Source organism: Aliiglaciecola sp. M165, from assembly GCF_007197995.1.
Classification (GTDB): domain Bacteria; phylum Pseudomonadota; class Gammaproteobacteria; order Enterobacterales; family Alteromonadaceae; genus Aliiglaciecola.
The window spans coordinates 1-21850 of the sequence record NZ_VKKH01000003.1 but is presented as its reverse complement, the minus strand read 5'-3'; the positions used below and the strand labels follow the sequence as shown (position 1 = coordinate 21850).

At 41.7% G+C, this 21850-nt stretch carries 15 protein-coding genes; 14 read left to right on the top strand and 1 reads right to left on the bottom strand.

What is annotated here, in order from left to right; all coding sequences use genetic code 11:
- Positions 1-32 precede the first annotated feature (32 nt).
- On the bottom strand, positions 33-617 hold the full coding sequence (locus tag FM019_RS05770; RefSeq protein WP_143834982.1) for a nucleoside triphosphate pyrophosphatase: 585 nt from the start codon (positions 615-617) through the stop codon (positions 33-35).
- A gap of 108 nt (positions 618-725) precedes the next feature.
- On the opposite strand from FM019_RS05770, the gene yceD reads away from it, so the two are divergent.
- The 14 genes from yceD to FM019_RS05700 all read left to right on the top strand — a co-directional run bounded on the left by yceD (position 726) and on the right by FM019_RS05700 (position 21671).
- A complete protein-coding gene (gene yceD, locus FM019_RS05765; protein WP_143834981.1) occupies positions 726-1253 on the top strand; it encodes a 23S rRNA accumulation protein YceD in 528 nt (175 codons plus the stop codon).
- 9 nt (positions 1254-1262) lie between these two features.
- On the top strand, positions 1263-1433 hold the full coding sequence (gene rpmF / locus FM019_RS05760) for a 50S ribosomal protein L32 (protein WP_143834980.1): 171 nt from the start codon (positions 1263-1265) through the stop codon (positions 1431-1433).
- A gap of 6 nt (positions 1434-1439) precedes the next feature.
- Positions 1440-2471 (top strand): phosphate acyltransferase PlsX, encoded by a 1032-nt coding sequence (gene plsX, locus FM019_RS05755; protein ID WP_143834979.1) that lies wholly within the window; start codon positions 1440-1442, stop codon positions 2469-2471.
- A 3-nt stretch (positions 2472-2474) separates the two neighbouring features.
- Positions 2475-3434, top strand: a complete 960-nt coding sequence (locus FM019_RS05750) for a beta-ketoacyl-ACP synthase III (protein WP_143834978.1) — start codon at positions 2475-2477, stop codon at positions 3432-3434.
- A 24-nt stretch (positions 3435-3458) separates the two neighbouring features.
- Entirely contained in the window at positions 3459-4391 is a 933-nt protein-coding gene (gene fabD, locus FM019_RS05745; protein ID WP_143834977.1) for an ACP S-malonyltransferase, read from the top strand.
- Positions 4392-4401: 10 nt separating this feature from the next.
- Positions 4402-5142 (top strand): 3-oxoacyl-ACP reductase FabG, encoded by a 741-nt coding sequence (gene fabG / locus FM019_RS05740; RefSeq protein WP_143834976.1) that lies wholly within the window; start codon positions 4402-4404, stop codon positions 5140-5142.
- Between the two features lie 178 nt (positions 5143-5320).
- Positions 5321-5560, top strand: coding sequence for an acyl carrier protein (gene acpP, locus FM019_RS05735; protein WP_008844663.1), 240 nt, complete (start codon positions 5321-5323; stop codon positions 5558-5560).
- A 75-nt stretch (positions 5561-5635) separates the two neighbouring features.
- Complete coding sequence (fabF, locus tag FM019_RS05730) at positions 5636-6880, top strand: beta-ketoacyl-ACP synthase II (protein ID WP_143834975.1); 1245 nt, start codon at positions 5636-5638, stop codon at positions 6878-6880.
- 75 nt (positions 6881-6955) lie between these two features.
- A complete protein-coding gene (gene pabC, locus FM019_RS05725) occupies positions 6956-7789 on the top strand; it encodes an aminodeoxychorismate lyase (RefSeq protein WP_143834974.1) in 834 nt (277 codons plus the stop codon).
- Entirely contained in the window at positions 7782-8783 is a 1002-nt protein-coding gene (gene mltG, locus FM019_RS05720) for an endolytic transglycosylase MltG (RefSeq protein WP_143834973.1), read from the top strand. The genes pabC and mltG overlap by 8 nt, the downstream gene beginning before the upstream one ends.
- Before the next feature lie 13 nt (positions 8784-8796).
- Positions 8797-9423 (top strand): dTMP kinase, encoded by a 627-nt coding sequence (gene tmk, locus FM019_RS05715; RefSeq protein WP_143834972.1) that lies wholly within the window; start codon positions 8797-8799, stop codon positions 9421-9423.
- Between the two features lie 2 nt (positions 9424-9425).
- Entirely contained in the window at positions 9426-10310 is an 885-nt protein-coding gene (gene holB / locus FM019_RS05710; RefSeq protein WP_143834971.1) for a DNA polymerase III subunit delta', read from the top strand.
- A 28-nt stretch (positions 10311-10338) separates the two neighbouring features.
- The gene (locus FM019_RS05705) at positions 10339-11118 is read left to right on the top strand and encodes a TatD family hydrolase (protein ID WP_143834970.1); all 780 of its coding nucleotides are present in this window, start codon (positions 10339-10341) and stop codon (positions 11116-11118) included.
- 191 nt (positions 11119-11309) lie between these two features.
- Entirely contained in the window at positions 11310-21671 is a 10362-nt protein-coding gene (locus tag FM019_RS05700) for a S8 family serine peptidase (RefSeq protein ID WP_143834969.1), read from the top strand.
- Positions 21672-21850 lie beyond the last annotated feature (179 nt).

The window sequence follows — 21850 nt, the reverse complement described above, 5'->3', positions numbered from 1 at the left end:
TTTTGCGATTGGGGTATAGCGTCAGAAATAGATTAATGGTTTTGTAAAATCTGAATACCAAATTCAGGTAGCAGATCACACAAGGCGATTAGCGGCAGTCCGATCAGTGTATTCGGGTCCCGACCATTGAGTGATTGAAAAAGACAGATACCTAACCCTTCACTTTTGAAACTTCCTGCGCAATCAAAAGGCTTTTCCGTTTCAACATAATGCTCGATTTGCGCAACACTAAGTTCACGAAAAACAACATCAAAGGTGTCAACTAATGATTTCTGTTTTCCATTATTGGCGTCTATGATGCAAAGACCTGTGTAAAACCTTACTGTTTTTCCATTGCATTGAAGCAATTGCTTTACCGCATTAGCTTGGTTGCCGGGCTTCCCTAAAATTTTATTACCAAGGCTGGCCGCTTGATCAGAGCCTATGATTATTCCGTTGTCGTGCCGTTTCGCCACTGCTCTTGCTTTTTGAATTGCTAACCGTTCACACATTTGTTCAGCATTTTCATTTAACAATGAATATTCGTCGACATTTGGCGACTCAAAATCAAATTTCAAACCAATTTTTTCTAACAAAGATTTGCGATAGACGGAGGTTGAGGCAAGAATTAGCGACATAGTCTTTATAAATGATGATGAGTTGCATGAAATATAAGCACATCAACTAGCCATTAGGCAACATTTTCCTTTGACTCCAAGGCAGACAATCTATATTATGCGCGCCCTATGCAGAAAGTGAAATTGCCTAAGCTAATCGATCCCGTCAAAAGTGCAACAAAACGCTCTGATTATCAGGGTGTAATGATGTCTTCCGATATGGCTCGTTTAACTGAAGCAGTGGCTAGTGTTGCTGGCACGATTGAATCTGAAGTGAAATTTGATAAAGACGCGCAGGGTCTGAATTTCTTTCACGGAAATCTGGCAACAACAGTAGAGCTTATCTGTGAGAGATGTGGTGAGCAGTTTGTTCACTCAATTCAAGTATCATTTTGCTATAGTCCTGTAAAAGGGCAATCGCAAGAAGATATCGATGAATTGCCGGAAGTTTACGAACCGGTAGAGGTCAATGACCATGGAGAAATCAATCTTCTCGAGTTACTCGAGGACGAGTTGATTCTGGCTTTGCCGATTGTGGCCCTTCATGCAGAGGAGGATTGCAATATTAAGCAAGACCAGATGAGCTACGGTAAGATTGAACCGGCCGATGAACGTCCAAACCCTTTCGCGGTTTTGAAAGAACTTAAGCGAGACTAGGAGTAAGTAATGGCTGTACAGAAGAGCAAAAAATCTCGTGCAAAGCGTGGCACGCGTCGTTCACATGATGCGCTAGGCGGAGCGACTTTGTCTGTAGATTCAACATCAGGTGAGACGCATTTACGTCATCACGTGACTGCTGACGGTTACTACAAAGGCAAAAAAGTCATCGCTGATTAATTAGCAATGATTTCTAGCCGTCTAACCATTGCGTTAGATATTATGGGGGGCGACAACGGCCCCCATGTAACCCTTCCTGCTGCCGTCAAGGCACTGCAACATAATTCCAATTTACACTTAATATTGTGTGGTGATGAGCGCATCATTAGTGATGTTATCAATCCGCTACCTGAAGATATTCGTGAACGTGTGGAAATTCAACATACATCCGAGCACGTTTCTATGGACGAACGCCCTACTTCAGCACTTCGTAACAAAAAAGACTCATCGATGCGCAGAGCACTGGAAAGAGTTGAATGTGGTGATGCCGATGCTTGCGTGAGTGCAGGCAATACTGGGGCATTGTTAGCGATGGCCTATTATGTTTTAAAAACTCTCCCAGGCATCGATCGGCCAGCTTTAGTTTCTACGTTGCCGACAGACGGTCATCATAAATTGTTTTTGTTGGATTTGGGTGCAAACGTCAATTGTGATTCAGAAACCTTATTTCAATATGCTGTGATGGGCTCCGTGTTGGCCGAACAAGTTGCGGGAATCCATAATCCGCGAGTTGCGTTACTAAATGTCGGCGAAGAACAAATCAAAGGAAATGATCAGGTGAAGTTTACAGCGCAATTGCTGCAAGATGCACCGGGGATCAATTACACCGGGTTTGTCGAGGGCAATGATTTATTCACTGATGCCGCGGATGTCGTTGTCACTGATGGTTTTGTCGGAAATGTCGCCTTGAAAGCCTGCGAAGGATTGGCAAAGCTTGTTATTGACGAAGCTAAAAGAGTTTCAAATCAAAATTTATTCACTAAATTGCTGGCCAAAATAGCCCTTCCATTATTACGAAAAGTTTATCTGAGAGTGAACCCCGACCAGTACAATGGCGCGAGTCTGATAGGATTGCGCGGAATTGTAGTTAAGAGCCATGGAAATGCATCAGTAGATGCCTTTTTGTACGCCATAAAAACAGCGTCGCAAGAAGTCCAAAGGCAGGTTCCTAAAAAAATAAAAGATAAAATCGAATCCGTATTAATGGAGCGTTCCTAAAAAATGTATTCAAAAATAATCGGCACCGGAAGTTACTACCCAAATGACGTCCGTTCCAATGCAGATCTTGAGTTAATGGTAGACACTACAGACGAATGGATCACTGATAGAACCGGGATTAAAGAGCGTCGTATCATTGGTGATGATGAAACGGCGGCAACGATGGGTTATGAAGCAAGTTTAAAAGCTATTGAAGCTGCCGGCATCGATAAAAATACGATTGATATGATTGTGTGTGCCACAACAAGTGGTCGATATGCTTTGCCTAGCACTGCCTGTGAAATCCAAAAATCTTTGGATATTGATGGCATACCTGCTTTTGACGTTGCAGCTGCCTGCGCGGGCTACTGTTATGCTTTGAGCGTTGCTGATCAGTACATCAAATCAGGAATGGTAAAACGGATCCTTGTTATAGGCACAGATTGTTTGTCACGTTTAATCGACCCTGCCGATCGCTCTATGGTGATTTTGTTCGGAGACGCTGCTGGGGCAACAATCATTGAAGCCAGCGAAGAGCCCGGAATTCTTTCCACCCATATTAATGCAGCAGGATCGTACGGTGATTTGCTTCAGGTTGGCAATGTAGAACGCGGAAATGAGTTGTCGGTGCACGAAAACTGGGGCTCGATGAAGGGCAACGAAGTTTTTAAGGTTGCGGTAACAAAACTCAGTGAAATAGTAGAACAAACGCTTGCTGCGAATAATATGAAAAAATCCGATTTGGATTGGTTGGTGCCACATCAGGCCAATTTTAGAATTATCAAAGCCACAGCCAAGAAACTTGATATGTCATTGGATCAAGTGGTGCTCACCTTAGAAAATTATGGCAATACTTCAGCTGCGACTGTCCCCACAGCGCTGGATACAGCAATCAGAGATGGCAGAATTAAACGCGGTCAAAATTTATTGTTGGAGGCCTTTGGAGGCGGTTTTGCCTGGGCTTCGGCATTAGTGAAATATTAATTTTTTACATAAAGGTTTATGTGTATGTCTAAAACAGCTTTTGTGTTCCCAGGACAAGGTTCACAATCCGTTGGGATGCTCGCCGATCTAGCAGAGCAATATCCTCAGATACAACAGACGTTTTCAGAAGCGTCAGACGCCCTCGGTTACGATCTATGGGAATTGGTACAAAGTGACCCGGAAAATCGATTAAATCAGACTCAATTTACTCAACCTGCATTATTGACAGCGAGTGTTGCGATATATCGACTGCTGATATCACTGGGAGCCACGCGTCCAGAATTTATGGCAGGTCATAGTTTGGGCGAATACTCAGCATTGGTTTGTTCGGGTGTTTTAACCTTAACTGATGCCGTTAAACTTGTGCAGGCTCGTGGACAATTTATGCAAGAGGCCGTGCCAGAAGGAGAGGGCGCAATGTACGCCATTATCGGGTTGAATGATGCAGCGATTCTCGAAGCTTGTGCTAAAGCTCAAGAATCAACAGCTCAAGTTGTTGCAGCCGTTAATTTCAATTCACCTGGACAGGTGGTTATCGCTGGTAGTAAAGAAGCGGCTGAATCTGCAGCCCTGCTGTGCAAAGAGGCCGGGGCTAAACGCGCTTTGCCGTTGTCGGTTAGCGTACCATCACATTGTGACTTAATGAAACCTGCTGCAGAGAAACTAGCCTCTATGCTGGAAAATGTTGATTTTGCAACCCCAGAGTGTTCGGTTGTTAATAATGTTGATGTGGAAGTCAAAACTGACTCGGTAGACATTAAAGATGCTTTAACACGCCAATTGTATCGTCCGGTGCGATGGACACAGACCGTTGAATTTTTGCGAGATAATGGAGTGGAGCATATAGCTGAAATAGGACCTGGGAAAGTACTTTCAGGACTTGTTAAACGAATAGATAAAACCTTATCCTCCGAGTCGGTAAATACGCCAGATTCAGTGTCGAACAGTGTAAATTAAGGAAAATCAAATGAGTGACTTAAGTGGAAAAATTGCCTTAGTTACCGGTGCTAGCCGAGGGATAGGTCGAGCCATTGCAGAATCGCTAGCAGGACAAGGGGCCACTGTTATAGGAACAGCGACTTCAGAAAGTGGCGCTGCAGCAATCAGCGAGTACCTGGGCAAATATAATGGCACTGGTATGGTCCTGAACGTTTCTGATCAAGCCTCACTAGATAAAGTGCTAGCCGATATTAAAGCGCAGCATGGTGACATAGAAATATTGATCAATAATGCGGGGATAACTCGCGACAATTTATTGATGAGAATGAAAGACGATGAATGGCAAGATATTCTCAATACAAATTTAACGCCAATTTTTAAACTCACTAAAGCAGTTTTGCGCGGTATGATGAAAAAGCGTTTTGGACGCATTGTAAACATTGGCTCAGTTGTTGGCACCACCGGCAACCCAGGCCAGGCGAATTACGCTGCAGCTAAGGCTGGGGTTATTGGTTTTAGTAAATCAACAGCACGAGAGGTGGCTTCTCGTGGGATCACAGTTAATGTTGTCGCGCCTGGATTTATTGACACTGATATGACGAAATCTTTAACTGATGATCAAAAAGAAGCTATCTTTAAAGACATACCGGCTAATAGGTTAGGACAACCAGAAGAGATTGCAGCCACAGTAAGCTTTTTAGTGAGCGATAGTGCTGCCTACATTACAGGTGAAACCATTCATGTGAATGGTGGCATGCACATGGGTTAAAAAGTATGCATAACAATCGGTTATTAGTACTTGATTGTTAAATTTTTGTTTATTAGACTAATTTAGTTCGGTGGTTTGACCAGGTAAAAAGTTGGTTGTCTTGCTTGCAAGGCATTGACTAGCTGAATAAACTACCGGAAATTTAAACTCTAGCGACTTTATAGGGAAAACTAGAATCATGAGTAACATCGAAGAACGCGTTAAAAAAATCATCGTCGAGCAATTAGGCGTTAAAGAAGAAGAAGTAAAAGCTGAAGCCTCATTTGTAGATGATTTGGGTGCAGACTCGTTAGACACCGTTGAACTTGTTATGGCTTTAGAAGAGGAATTCGACACGGAAATTCCTGATGAAGAAGCTGAAAAAATCACTACTGTGCAGTCGGCTATTGATTACGTTAACGCTAACAAAGACGCGTAAGACATTCCAAAAAACGGCTCTTTCTGAGCCGTTTTCAATTTATACCTACAATAATCTCTTTATGCGGAGGCCAATGTGTCAAAACGTCGCGTTGTAGTTACAGGTCTTGGCATGCTTACCCCATTGGGTACTGATACCAACAGTACGTGGGCCGGCATTAAAGCTGGCAAAAGTGGTATTGCACCAATAACAGCCTTTGACCCGAGTGAATTCACAACTCATTTTGCAGGCGAAATTCCAGATTTTGATGTGGAAAGCTACATTCCAAAAAAAGAAACGAAAAAAATGGACCGTTTCATACAGCTTGGAATTGCAGCAGGGAAGCAGGCAATCGCCGACTCTCAATTAGAAGTCAATGAATCAAACGCCAATCGTGTTGGAGTAGCCATAGGCTCCGGTATTGGTGGGCTAGGGTTAATTGAAGAAAATCATAAAAAAATGTTGAATGGTGGACCGAGAAAGCTCACGCCATTTTTTGTTCCAGCGACTATCACCAATATGATTTCTGGTTTTCTTTCAATCTACGAAGGATTAAAAGGCCCCAACCTTAATATAGTGACGGCTTGCACAACTGGTGTTCATAATATTGGTGTAGCTGCGCGTACTATTGCGTATGGTGATGCCGATGCTATGGTGGCTGGCGGAGCTGAGTCTTCTATTTGTGCACTCGGATTAGGCGGATTTGCAGCAGCCAGAGCACTATCAACCCGCAATGAAGAACCGCAAAGAGCGAGTCGGCCATGGGATAAAGACCGAGATGGGTTTGTTATGGGCGAGGGCGCTGGTGTCGTGGTGTTGGAAGAATATGAGCATGCAAAATCCCGTGGTGCTAAAATATATGCTGAATTAGTCGGTTTTGGCATGAGCGGTGACGCGTACCACATGACTTCTCCGCCGGCTAATGGTGAAGGTGCTGCGGCTGCAATGGATAACGCCATTAAAGATGCCGGTGTTGACCCTTCACAAATTGGTTATGTTAATGCACATGGCACATCAACACCCGCTGGCGATGTGGCAGAAGTTGCTGCAGTTAGATCAATATTTGGTGATCACGCAAACAAGTTGTTAGTTAGTTCTACTAAATCGATGATTGGTCACTTGTTGGGTGCGGCGGGTTCCGTTGAAGCGATTTTCACGATTCTTGCGCTGAGAGACCAAATTGCTCCACCCACGATTAATTTGGATAACCCTGGTGAAGGATGTGATTTAGATTTTGTTGCACATAAAGCAAAATCCATTGAAATGGACCATGCACTGTGTAATTCCTTTGGATTCGGTGGAACAAATGGCTCGTTGCTTTTTAAAAAATTGCCAGACTAACGCTCTAGTCGTTGCCAACCTTCAATATACGTTTTAGATTAAGCCCAGATATCTGGGCTTTTTTATGGATTTTTTATGATCAAAATGGTCGACGACCAGACAATGCTACCTATTAATGAGAGAATCGCTAACTATGGCGATGGCTGTTTTACCACTATTGCGGTTGTAAAAGGGCGCGCTGAACTCCTCGATCAACATATTAATCGGTTACAAACAGCTTGTGAGAGGTTACAGATTGATTTTTCAGATTGGCATTCGCTGCGCTCGGCTATCGAGCAAAAAGCAGAGGTATTGACTAACAATGTGATCAAGGTTTTGCTTTCACGGGGTACCGGAGGCAGAGGTTATGGGACTAAGCAGGTCTCTAGTGCCAACTGTTATGTGTCGATTTCTGCTTTTCCAAGTGACTATGCTAAAAAGCAAGTTAACGGAATAACTTTAGGGCTTTGCAATGTTTGTTTAGCTGCACAGCCGATGCTCGCCGGAATTAAACATGTTAATCGTCTTGAGCAGGTTTTGGCAAAGATTGAGTTGGAAAAGACTCAGTTTGATGATTTGTTGGTATGCGATTCCAGTGGGAATGTAATAGAAACTACTGCCGCCAATGTATTCTTTGGTCATCAGGGGCAGTGGGTCACACCTGAGTTATCGGAATGCGGGATAGAAGGGGTTATGCGTAACCATATAATTAAAATAATGAATAAAAACAATGTAGTCGTGCACGAAAAGCCAATTCCTTTTTCGCAGTTAATGCATTTTGATTCGGCATTCGTATGCAATAGCTTGATGAAACTTATTCCTATTTCGACGATCCAGCTATCGGCAGACAACAGACTCGCTTTTAGTTCTAGCCATATATTTATTGATTGGTTTAAGGACAATCAAAATGAGGTTTCGATCAATGCCTAGAATCATAAAAATAGTTCTGGCGTTACTGTTGCTGTTACTTATATCCATAACGACTCTCTTTTATCAAATTAATTCTGCGTTCAATCAGCCCCTCAATATTGTAGGCAGTAAGCTGGTTGTTGTTGAAAAAGGCCAGTATGCGCATTTTGTGATAAATCGTATGGCAGAGCAGGCCCTTTTATCTGACCCTTTACTAATTAAAGCTGCGCTGAAAATCGAACCTGAGTATGCTCGGATAAAAGCGGGCACCTATGAAATAAAACTGGGAATGTCCGCCAGAGATTTTTTCAACGATTTGGTTAATGGTAATGAAAAAACTTATCAAATCAGTTTAATCGAAGGACTAAAATGGTCTCAATGGTTAACGCAGCTAAACAATCATCCAAATATCCAAGCCTCAGATAAAAACGAACAACAATGGGTAAATTGGTTAGATCCTGATATTCAAGGTGGATCACTAGAAGGCTGGTTACTGCCTGATACCTACCAATTTACTGCAGGAACACGAACAGAAGATATTGTTAAACGCGCCTATGTCGCCATGACAGAATATCTCCAACAAGCATGGACTAACCGAGCTTTGGTTCTGCCTTATGAAACTCCTTACGAAGCGTTAATTATGGCTTCTATTATCGAAAAAGAGACCGGGGTTGCCCATGAAAGACCAAGAATTTCCGGCGTATTTATTAATAGATTAAGAGACAATATGCGTTTACAAACCGATCCTACGGTAATTTATGGAATGGGGGACAGCTTTGATGGTAATATTCGCCGCCAAGATCTACGGCAAGCAACTCCTTACAACACCTATGTGATTAAGGGATTGCCACCTACACCAATTGCTATGCCTGGAAAACAAAGTATCGATGCAGCTATGAATCCTTTAGAAACCGATGAATACTATTTTGTTTCCAAGGGTGATGGTACGCACAAATTTTCGACAACATTAAAAGAACACAATCTAGCCGTTAGAAAGTATCAATTAAAAAAATAGGTAATAAGATCCCGTGACGAATAAGGGTAAATTTATAGTAATTGAAGGACTTGAGGGAGCGGGTAAAAGCAGCGCAATTTCCACAGTCAAGCAGGTTTTAGAATCACTTGGTAAACAGGTGGTATGTACCCGTGAGCCAGGTGGAACCCCAATGGCTGAATGTATCCGAGATTGTGTCAAGCAGGATTGGGTAGAGACTGTCACTCAAGAAGCAGAGTTATTATTGATGTATGCTGCGAGGGTTCAGCTTTTAGAAAATGTCATTAAACCTAACCTTGTAAAAGGTAAGTGGGTGATTGGCGACAGACACGATTTATCTTCACAAGCGTATCAAGGCGGTGGTAGACAAATTGCCATAGAAAAAATGCAGGCTTTGAGTCAAATCGCGCTTAATGGCTTTAAACCGGATTTTACTCTGTATATGGATGTGGAGCCAAAAATAGGACTTGAACGGGCTCGTGGTCGCGGTGAACTTGATAGAATTGAACAAGAGGATATCAGTTTTTTTGAACGCACCAGAACTCGTTATTTGTCATTAGCAAAAAAAGATGAAAATATTGTAGTGATTAATTCAATGCAAAATATAGATGCTGTACACGACGATATTATCAAGTCATTGCGCAGCTTTGTTGAGGCCTAATCATGTACCCTTGGCTTAGTGATACCTATGAGCAGCTTATTTCAAGAGTAAAGAAACACTCATTGCACCACGGCCTGCTAATTCAAGGTGTCGATGGGGTAGGGAAAAGTGATTTTTGTGTTCATTTGGCTAAGTCAATACTCTGCAAGTCGGACGAAAACCATGCATGTGGTCAATGCCAATCTTGCAAGCTCTATGAAGCGCAATCACATCCTGATCTTTATCGACTAGAAACTGACAAGCAGGTGGGTGTTGATTTAGTGCGCGATGCAATCACTAAACTGAGCACGACTTCACAGCTGTCTGGGAATAAAGTATTGATTATGGAAGCGGCCGACAGTATGACCGACTCAGCCGCCAATGCACTGTTAAAAACCTTAGAAGAGCCTACTGACAATACGTATCTGCTATTGATTAGTTCAAAAAGTGAAGCCCTGTTGCCCACCATTAGGAGTCGTTGCGAAAAAGTCACCTTGAGCTGTTCAAAAAGCGATGATTGTATTGCTTGGTTGAAGGCGCAGGGAATAGACAGCATAGAACCTAAATTACTAAAACTGTACCAAAACTCGCCACTGACCTTGCGTGAACACCTCGCTAAGCGAGAAGGGTTAACCTACGCTTCATTTCTAGAAAATCTTGATTCTTTGCAACATAAACACAATTCTGCATTACAGCTCGCTGAGCAGTGGCAAGATGAAGCGCCACAAGTTGTACTTTGGATGCAATATTGGGTGGCAGACAAAATTAAGTCTAAATTGCAAGATAATCAAAAGGTATGGGATTTCCATCATCGGCTTTTAGAATATTATCAAACACTGCAAAACCCAGGCGTGAATCGAATTTTAGTGTTATGCGCCGTCCTCAACCACGTTGTTGACTTAAATTAAGTTTTAAAATGAGAAAAAAGAGTACCCTATGTTTGTAGATTCACACTGTCACCTTGATCGCTTAGACAAAACCCCAGATCAGTTGTCAGACATTCTACAGTTTGCAATGAGACGAAAAGTTGAGCATTTTTTATGTGTTTGTGTGTCAGTTAACGACTTTCAAGCTATGCAAGAGGCAGTTAGCCTTTATGAAAATGTTTCTATCTCCTGCGGTGTTCATCCGTTACATCAAGACGAAGCAAGCACCTATGAGGAACTGCTGAATTTTGCTTCTGCTGACAATGTGGTTGCCATTGGTGAAACAGGTTTAGATTACTTTTACAGCAAAGACACAAAGGATGTTCAAAGAACATCTTTTATTGATCACATTAAAGTGGCTAATGTGTTGCAAAAACCCCTCATTATTCACACTAGAGATGCAAGAAAAGATACTATCGATTTATTAACACGCTATAAATCGGCCAGTACTAATGGTGTTTTACACTGTTTTACTGAGTCTTTAGAAATGGCTCAAGCTGCAATAAAATTAGGTTTTTATATTTCCATTTCTGGGATTGTCACATTTAAAACAGCAACAGAGTTACAAGAGGTGGTTAGGCAATTACCTCTTGATCGACTGCTAATTGAAACGGATTCACCTTGGCTTGCTCCTGTTCCTTATCGAGGAAAACAAAATCAACCTGGCTATGTTGTTGAAGTGGCTGAGTTTATTGCCGACTTAAAGGGTATTAGCGTTGAACAATTGGCCTCTGCAACGACCGATAATTTTTATGCACTGTTCAATAGAATACATCGAAAATGCGGTTAAAAGACAATATCGGCTATCCTCAGCCTGCAAAATTATACAGCAAAGGTAAACACGCTCTATTGTTCAACTAAAAATTATTAGCTCAAAAGAACGACAACCGATCGTTTGGGAATGTGTTGCGATCCGCATACATTTATACTAAATTGCAAGGTAATAACAGTAGTCTATTAGTTGTATGTTGGAGCAGTAAAATGAAAAGGATGTCGCGGATCGCGGTAAGCATAGGTGTATTAAGTTTAGTTCTCGCTGGTTTATACATTCATTTTTCGCCGGATCTTCCGAAAAAGCCATTTTTAGCTGAAATTTCTGTTGTTGAGCCGGATAGTTCTACCAATGAAATTCTAGCGAAAATCCCATCTTCGCAAGTCTCAACAGATAATCCACTTTCAAATACCGATGCTGCTGCAAAACAGAGTCGCGACGAGTACGTGCCTGATGAAATACTGGTTATGTTCTCCTCTGCTTTCACGTTTCAAGAGGCAGAAGAAATAGTTAGTGAATATGGTTACGAACTAACTTCACAAGTATCCAAGTCCGCAGGCGTTTATTTGGTCTCCTTGCCGGAGGGGACTGACGTAATCTCAGTACAGCAAAAATTGCTCCAGCATCGTGAAATCCGCGTCGCGGAACCTAATATTATTTATTACACCCAAATTATTCCCGATGACCCGGATTTTACGTCTTTGTGGGGGCTAAATAATACTGGCCAAAATGGCGGTCTTGCTGATGTCGACGTTAACGCACCAGAAGCGTGGGAGCGTTCAACGGGGAGCAGTAATGTAATTGTCGCTGTGATTGATACTGGTGTTGATTACACCCATCCCGATCTGGTTGACAATATGTGGGTTAACCCTAATGAAGTAGCGGGTAACGGTATCGACGACGATAGCAATGGATATATTGATGATATATACGGAATTGATACGGTCAATGATGATACTGACCCAATGGATGACCACTATCACGGTACACATGTAGCAGGAACTATTGGTGCAAGAGGGAACAATGCTGATGGTGTTGTGGGTGTAAATTGGGATATTAGTATTATAGCTTGTAAGTTTTTGAATTCAGGTGGTTCAGGTTCACTCAGTGATGCCGTGGAATGCCTTGATTATCTTCATGATTTAAAAACGAATCATAATGTAGATATTGTGCTGTCCAATAACTCTTGGGGAGGAGGGGGCTTTTCTACCGCGCTCGAAACAGCTATCGCACTGCAAAACGATGCTGACATTATATTTGTGGCGGCAGCGGGTAATAGCAGTAATAACAACGACATTTCACCCTCTTATCCAGCGAGTTATGAAGGAGACAACATAGTTTCAGTCGCCGCAATTGACAGAAGTGGTAATCTGGCCAATTTCAGTAATTATGGGGCAACCTCAGTAGACATTGGTGCTGCAGGTGTTGACGTTTACAGTACGCTACCAGGAAATACATACGGTTCATTAAGCGGTACATCAATGGCATCTCCTCATGTTGCAGGAGTCTTGGCACTAATAAAAGCAGATCAAGCTCAGTTGAGCATGACTCAATTGATTACCAAATTGTATGAAGATGCTGAGCCACTGGCTTCTTTAAATGGACTGACACTAACCGGCGATCAAGCGAAACTCGATCTCATCGGCGCGGACACTGATGCTGATGGCATCCCAGACTTTTGGGAGATTCAGTACGGTTTAGATGAAAATGATGCATCAGATGCATTGTTGGATAATGACAATGATGGTTTAAACAATCTACAAGAATACGATAACAGAACACTTCCTAATTCGCCGGATTCGGACAATGATGGTTTGAATGACGGAGACGAAGTCAATCTATACGCCACAAATCCCATTAATGACGATACTGATCAAGACGGGTTATCTGACGGAGATGAAATAAACACTCATTCTACCAATCCTTTGTTATTGGATTCTGATGATGATGGACTGAACGATGGACAGGAAATAGTTGATTATCTTACCGACCCCAATTCTAGTGATTCTGACAGTGACGGATTGGGTGATGGATTCGAAGTATTATATGGATTTGAGCCGCTGCAAAGTATCGGTGAAGAAACCCTTGATAGCGACAGTGATGGTCTAAATAATTTACAAGAATATCAGGCTAATACAAACCCGTTATCCAATGATTCGGATGCCGATGGATTAACTGATTTTGAAGAGGTTAATACGTATTTTACCAATCCAAATTTGGCTGATAGTGATTCCGACGGACTGATTGATTTTGACGAAATTAATAGCCATAGCACAGATCCCAACAATGCGGATTCGGATAGCGATCAAATGCCAGATGGGTTTGAAGTGGGCGCTGGTCTTGACCCAGTTGTTGATGACGCAAACCTTGATCCTGATTTAGACGGCAGAAACAATTTACAAGAATACATCGATGGTACAAATCCATTTTCACCAGAAGTATTGGATACCGAACCTAATGATTCATTCGATACAGCACAAACCATCGACGGGTTTTTCACCCTAAATTATTCGATAGATATCGGTGATGAAACTTCGAATACTTCCGAATCCATTCCACACGTTACCATATTGGGTGAAGGTGACGGCAGCTATGATTTTTTTGAGTTCACCGTGACGTCTGCGCCTTCTAGGGCAATATTTGACATCGATTATGGATACACTTCAGGTACTGCCGGTTCAATGGACTCTGATCTGATTCTTTTTGATCCCAATGGTGTTGAGCTGATTTATTCAGACGATGCATCAATATCTAGCGGCGAACAGGGTAGCGAAAGTGGCTTGGATAGCTTCTTTACTTATGAATTTTCTCAAGTTGGCACCTATGTACTGAGAGTATCGCAATATTACCGATCGCCTATTCAAAATAACGCGAATTATACGTTACACATTTCATTAGATGCTGCACTTGTAGATGCAGACAGTGATGGTATGTCTGATTTTTGGGAAACTAGCAATGGGCTGGATCCCAACGACCCTGGCGATGCAGCACTTGATTTAGACTCCGATGGATTAAGCAATTTAGAAGAATTTAACGCGGATACTAATCCAAATATTGCCGATACGGATTCTGATGGGCTGAATGATGGTGATGAGATTAATGTTCACAGTACAGATCCCAAAAATAGTGATTCGGACTCTGATGGTTTGACTGATGGTGACGAGGTTAATGTTCACGGGACGCAACCTAATAACGCAGATTCTGATTCAGATGGATTAACAGATGGTGATGAAGTTAATGTTCATCTGACCAATCCAAATCTCATCGATTCTGATACTGATGGATTAGGTGATGGATACGAAATCACTCACGGTTATGATCCGACAGTTTTAGAAGACCACGCTAATCTTGATGATGACAACGACACGTTAAGTAACCTTGAAGAATTCTCCTTAGGTACCAATCCGCGTTTGGAAGATTCTGATCAAGATGAGTTAACCGATCCTGATGAAGTATCAGTTTACTCAAGCAACCCTAATTCCGCGGATACTGATTCAGATGGCATGCCTGATGGGTGGGAAGTAAGTTTTGCTCTGGACCTATTAATTAATGATGCTGATTTGGATGCAGATTTGGATTCATGGAGTAACTTGCTTGAATATCAAAATGGGACGAACCCAACAGATGCATCTTCTTTCCCTACACCCATTTTAGGCTACTCGATAAATGCCAGAGATGAGCTTTATCAGTTTAATATCACATTGCAAACCAGCTTGTTGATAGGGAATTTAGGTCTAAATTTTGATTTTGAAGGCATAGCATTTAATACCGATGGGTATTTATATGCAGTAGAAGATTCCAATTCAGATTTGTACAAAATCGATCCTCAAACCGGTGTCGCTGAGTTTGTCGGTTCTTTGGGAGTGAATGTTTATGAGATGGGGCTTACGCCTGATCTAGAAGGCAATTTGTATATGGTCGGAAGTGGATATTTGTATTCCGTCGATGTGCAAACTGGTGAAGCGACACTTATTGGGGATTTAGGCGTATTTTCTATAGATTCCTTGGCTTTCGATGGCACGACTTTGTTTGGACTGTCCGCTGTTGGTCAAGGACGATTGTATTCAATATCTGTTGATACCGGACTAGCCGAATTTATCGGTGATGTTAATGGCGTTTCGCTCACCAAGCAATCTGGCTTGACAATTGATCAGACAGGCAACTTGTGGGGTTTGGATGAAGACGGTTCGATTTTCAGTATCGATAAAGTAACGGTTGCTGTTTCTAATATATTTAGTATTGATAACGGTTTTGAATCTTTGGCGATTGAGGTAACTGTTGATAGTGATGGGGATGGAATCAATGATTTTTGGGAGATTCAATACGGTCTTGATCCATCTGATCCTAGTGATGCGGCATTAGACAACGATAGTGATGGACTATCAAATCTTCAGGAGTTTATGCTGCGAACTGACCCAACATCTATTGATACGGATAATGATGGTCTAACAGACAATGAAGAGGTGAATACCTATTCAACACAACCTACAAACGCTGATACTGATGGCGATGGGATGGGTGATGGTTGGGAAGTTAGTTATTCATTAGATCCTTTATTAGATGATGGGAGCTTAGATTTAGACAATGATGGATTTTCCAATGTTCTTGAATTTAAGTTGCAAACTTCGCCTGCAGATAATACAAGCCAGCCCGAACTGCCATTAGCAATTGGCTATAACTATAGTGATGAATTAGTCAGCGTAAATTTAATCGATGGCTCAACCTCACTACTTGAAGCCTATAATTATCAGCTAGACGCAACGGGCCTGGATTTCAATGAGCTAGAGGTTCTTTACGCTATCAATGACAATTCAGACAGTCTAATTCAGTTTAACTATGGTTTAAATTCCTATAGTGAAGTTGGAAATTTGAATGTTTACACCTATCAGCCTTCTTTTGCCATTAAAGATCAAAATGTAGCCTACATGGCAACTAATGGATGGTTGTATGAAGTAAATTTACTAAGTGCCGAAACAACCGAAATTGGTTTCTTTGGTGAGTATGAGACTGATTCATTGGTCTTTGATGGTGTTAACCTTTACGCGATCAATAGCAACAGTCGTCCTCAGTTATTTATGATTAATGTTGAAACAGGTGCGTCAACACTAATCGGAGATATTGACCCCTATTATTTAAATTACCAATCAGGTTTGACCATAGATGGTTTTGGTAATTTATGGGCCGCCGATAGCAATGGTTTTGTGATGTTAATCAACAAAGAAACTGCAGCTATTGAGTATGTTGTAGGCACTGATTCGGAACTAACCAGCCTCGCATTGTTTAACATTGTTGATGTCGATCAAGATGGTATGCATGATCCTTGGGAAATCCTTTATGGCTTAAATCCTAATGATGCAAGTGACGGAACCTCGGATCTTGATGGTGATGGACTGTTGAACTATCAGGAGTATTCCTACAGAACAAATCCAGACAATTGTGATTCTGATTCTGACGGTCTTACAGACGGTGAAGAAGTTTCTACGTTTATGAGTGACCCCGCCAGAAACGATAGTGATGCAGACGGAATGCACGATGGATGGGAAGTCTCCTATGGGTTAGATCTTCTAGTTGAGGATGCTTCATCAGATTTAGATGGTGATGGAATATCTAACATATTGGAATTCAAACTCAACACCTTACCCAACGATGATGCCAGTGTTCCAGTCGCGCCAGTTGCGGTTGGTTACAACTTAAACGATGAATTAGTCAGCGTAAATTTAATTGATGGCTCTACTTCACTGATCGAAACCTATAATCATCGTCTTGATGCTTCTGGATTAGATTTCAGTGAACTAGAGGTTCTGTATGGGCTTAATGACAATTCCAACTCGTTAATTCGCTTTAACGGCGATTTAAGTTCCTACACTGATGTTGGCAACTTTAATATTTATATGTACAACCCCTCATTCGCCATTAAAGATCAAAATTTTGCTTATATGGCTACTGATGGCTGGTTATATGAAGTGAATTTACAAAACGCTGAAACAAACTCAATCGGTTTTTTTGGGATATACGGAACGGATTCAATGGCTTTTGATGGGGATAATTTATACGCCATAAATAGCAACAGCCAACCTCAACTGATATTGATTAATACTGAAACCGGTACATCTACATTAATTGGAAATATTGATCCCAATTATTTTAATTACCAATCAGGTTTAACCGTGGATGAATTTGGCAACTTATGGGCAGCCGATAGCAATGGTTTTGTGATGTTAATCAACAAAGAAACTGCAGCTATTGAGTATGTTGTAGGCACTGATTCTGAACTAACCAGCCTGGCACTGTTTAACGTTGTAGATGTCGATCAAGATGGTATGCATGACGCTTGGGAACTCCTTTATGGCTTAAATCCTAATGATGCAAGTGACGGAACCTCGGATCTTGATGGTGATGGACTGTTGAACTATCAGGAGTATTCCTACAGAACAAATCCAGACAATAGTGATTCTGATTCTGACGGTCTTACAGACGGTGAAGAAGTTTCTACCTACATGAGTGATCCTGCTTCTGCAGATACTGATGACGACAGTATGCATGATGGCTGGGAAGTATCATTTGGTTTAGATCTGCTTGTCGATGATGCAGCTCTTGATTTAGATGGTGATGGAATATCGAACATATTGGAATTCAAACTCAACACCTTGCCCAATGATGGAACGAGTGTTCCAACTGCTCCATTAGCTGTTGCCTATACATACAACAATGAATTGGTAGAACTCGATTTAACATCTGGTGAAATAGAAAATATTCAAACATTCGATTATTCCTTAAGCCTGACTGGATTAGATTATTCATCAGACCAAGTTCTGTTTGGAATGAACGATAACAATGGCTCTTTAATTAGATTTGACCAAAACAATTCAACCTATGAAGAAATTGGCAGCATCAATAATTACGTTTATCAGCCCTCATTAGCAATTATCGATAATACGACAGCTATAGTCGCTTCAAATGGTTACTTATACGATATTGATATCACCACTGGTGCTGTTTCTGAAATTGGCACTATCCCTTTGTACAACACCTATTCATTAGCTTATGACGGTGAAAACCTTTATACGATAAACAACGAAGGTGATGCAGCCTTATACATTATCGATACTGCAACCGCAGAAACGACATTAATCGGTTTAATAGATTCGGGTTATTTAAGTTTTGAAAGTGGCCTCGCTGTAGATCAAAGCGGAAATTTATGGGCTGTCGATGGCAGTGGCAATGTGGTGTTGATAAATAAAGAAACTGCTAAAATAGACTTTGCCGTGCAGAGCGATGGGCAGTTTAGAAGTCTTGCCTATTTTAGAATCGAAGACAGTGATCAAGATGGAATGCACGATCCCTGGGAATTGTTATATGGTCTTGACCCCACTAACTCAGTGGACGGTGATACAGACTTGGATGGAGACGGACTTGTTAATCTAGAAGAGTTCATCAACCGTACCAATCCAACACTAATTGACACGGACTCTGATGGGTTAAATGACTATGAAGAATTATTAACCTATTTCACTGATCCTCTGGTATCAGACAGTGACAGTGATGGTCTATTGGACGGCGCTGAAGTGGAATTACAAAGCAATCCACTTTCGGAGGATACCGATGGCGACGAAATGCACGATGGCTATGAAGTAGAAAATGGTTTGCAAGTATTAGTCGCTGACGGAAATTCTGACCTAGATGCTGATGGTTATTCAAATTTACAAGAATTTCAATACAACACTTACGCAGGAATAGTAACGGTTAGTGATTTAGAGCCAAATGACGATTTTGCCAGCGCACAAAATCTCGATATGCTGATGACCAACAGATATTCCAAGAATGTCGGGGATAATAACCATAATACGTCAGAATCTATCACATATGCCAGCATTTTAGGAACGGGCAATGGTACTCACGATTATTATCAATTTACCATTCCTCAAGACAACGCAACCGTCATAATTGATATTGATTACACAAATTTTGATTCTTACGTCAGGTTATACAACGAACAGGAACAACTTATATTCAGTAACGATGACTCAAGTAATTTAAATGGACAGGAAGGTAGCACAAGCGGATTAGATTCTTTTCTGTTGCTGCAGTCGCTGTCACAAGGAAATTACTATTTGAAAGTAAGTCGTTTCCCTGAACAATCCATTGATACGGGCGCAACGTACCTCCTCAACTTGTCTGTCGAAGGTGCGTCTGTAATTGATTGGGATCAAGACGGCATGACGGATTCTTTTGAAGATCAGTATGGCTTAAATAAATATGATGCATATGATGCGTTTAACGATGAAGACGATGACGGACTCAATAACCTTGCTGAATATTTACATGGAAGTCATCCATTTATGGCGGATTCTGATGATGATGGTGTAGAAGATAGTGAAGATATTGCACCAATGGATTCTTCAACTGGCAGTAATGATGCGCCTGTATTTGAAGGCCTTGAAGGAATTTCGATTGAAGCTGCAGGTATGGAAACAGAAGTTGAGCTTACGCCACCTACAGTAACTGATAACAATGTATTAAGTTTAACGATTACGTCAGATTACGCTGGACCATTATCCATAGGCGAACACGTCATAACCTGGACTGCAACAGACCAAGTAGGAAACCAAAGTAGCGTAGAACAAACGGTTGTAGTTAGCGACACTACGCCTCCTACATTAGATAACTTCAGTGATATTGATATATACAGTGAAAACGATTTGACTAATCTGCTTAATTATTTGTCTGATGTGTCATATGATTTGGTAGACGGCAACGTTGAAGTTAGTGTATCGGTCGAAGATTATGAAACCACCTTGTTGCCTACGGGTATGCATAGTGTGGAAATCAGTGCGGTAGACCAATATGACAATGCAAGCAGCAAAGTGATCGCTGTCGCGATCCATCCACAGGTCGAGCTACCTACCCAAACGCTTGGCGAGCCGGGAAGCCGTTTGCAATTAGTACCTACGTTAACAGGCAAACCAGCAAGGTTACCGCTGAGTGTTTGGTACTCTGTGAGCGGTAACGGACAAGAGCAAATTGGACAAACTACTTTTGATGGTGAGTCGTTTACGCCGATTCAAATTGATTTGTCGCAGTCTTTAATCGCTGGAGACAATTTGCAGGTGGAGATGGTCTCAGCCGAAAACGCATCGGTTTCTCCGACACATCGCTCTGGATTGATCACCATAGTTGAAGGCAACGTTCTTCCTCAAATGAGATTGGTGGCCTATCAACAAGACAAGCCTGTTTCTTTTATCGCGAGAGATTTGGGGACGGTAACGATTGAGGCGTTAGTAAGTGATGTGAACGCAAATGATACGCATACTTTAACAAACGTATCTTCCCGAGGGGGATTCATCGATTTGAACGACGATGGAAACCCTTTTAGTTGGGAAATTGATCCTCAAACATTAACTGGCTCAATGAATATGGAAGTGACTATTGCGGAGAACAATACTGCTGATCAACTGGCAACGAGCAATTCAATAACGTTACTTGTTGTTGATAGTTTGCCAGTATTGGGCAGTATTGATAGTGACGGTGATGGTCTGACCGATGCTCAGGAAGGGGTATTTGATGATGATGAAGACGGCATTCCTAATTATTTAGACAACAATGCTATTCATAGTCGACTTCCATTAGAGAATTCAGAATCAATGATCAAAGCTGCACCAGGTCTGCATTTATCCCTAGGAAATGTGGTTCGGATAAATAGTGGAATGCAAGCTGCAGGCGCAGTTCTAGATCCCGATGATATCGAAAATGCGGTTAATGTATTGGGTCTAAATACAGAAACAACAGATTTGCATTATCAAGCCACCGGAAAGGCATTCAACTTTATATTATCTGGGCTAGTATCACCGGCTATGTCAACAGTGGTCGTCATCCCACTAGATGATTCGGAAAGGATCAATGAAAACTCAGTACTAAGGAAATTTAGTCTAGATAACGGTTGGCAGGATTTTGTGATTGATGGATCTAATATGATTTATTCTGCAGTCCGTTCGAATGATGGAGTATGCCCTAATTACCCTACTGGTTTTCAGGAAGGGTTAGTTAGTGGGGCAGGTTGTTTAGCTTTATTGATTGAAGATGGCGGACCTAACGATGCTGATCGCATGACAAATGCCCAGATAGAAGATCCTGGTGTGCTTACGCAGTTTGTCAATACAGCTCCTATTTCCAGTATAGCTGAAGTTAGCTCCATCGCAGAAGGTACTACATTTATATTGAACGGATCGAGTAGCTCTGATGCTGATGGAGATATGCTGACCTATAGTTGGTCGCAAATCAGTGGTCCCACAGTAAGTTTTGCGGGGCGCACGTCCGAAAGTATCACTTTGACGGCACCACAAGTTTCTACAGATGCAACTATGGTGTTTTCGCTCACGGTTAACGATGGTTTCAGCGATTCGAGTTCACAGGTGAGTATAAATGTTAGAAATAATGCGACAGCTCCTACTCCGACCAATCCGAATTCCGGAGAAGGAGGTGGAGGAAGCATGCCAATTGGAATATTGATGCTGACATTTATCTTAATGTTATTCAGGCTTTATGGATGTCGACTACATACAAAGGTTAATTAAAATGAAAAGGGTGCTAAAGCACCCTTTTTTATCCGATGTTGACCCGTCCTAAATAACGTTGACACTTTCCAGCCTTAAATTGGAGAGTGTAATGCAATCAATAAGTAAGCGTACCCAGCGCGACTATTCGCTCGCTTTTAAATTGTCAGTTGTTGACCAAGTAGAAAAAGGAGAAATGA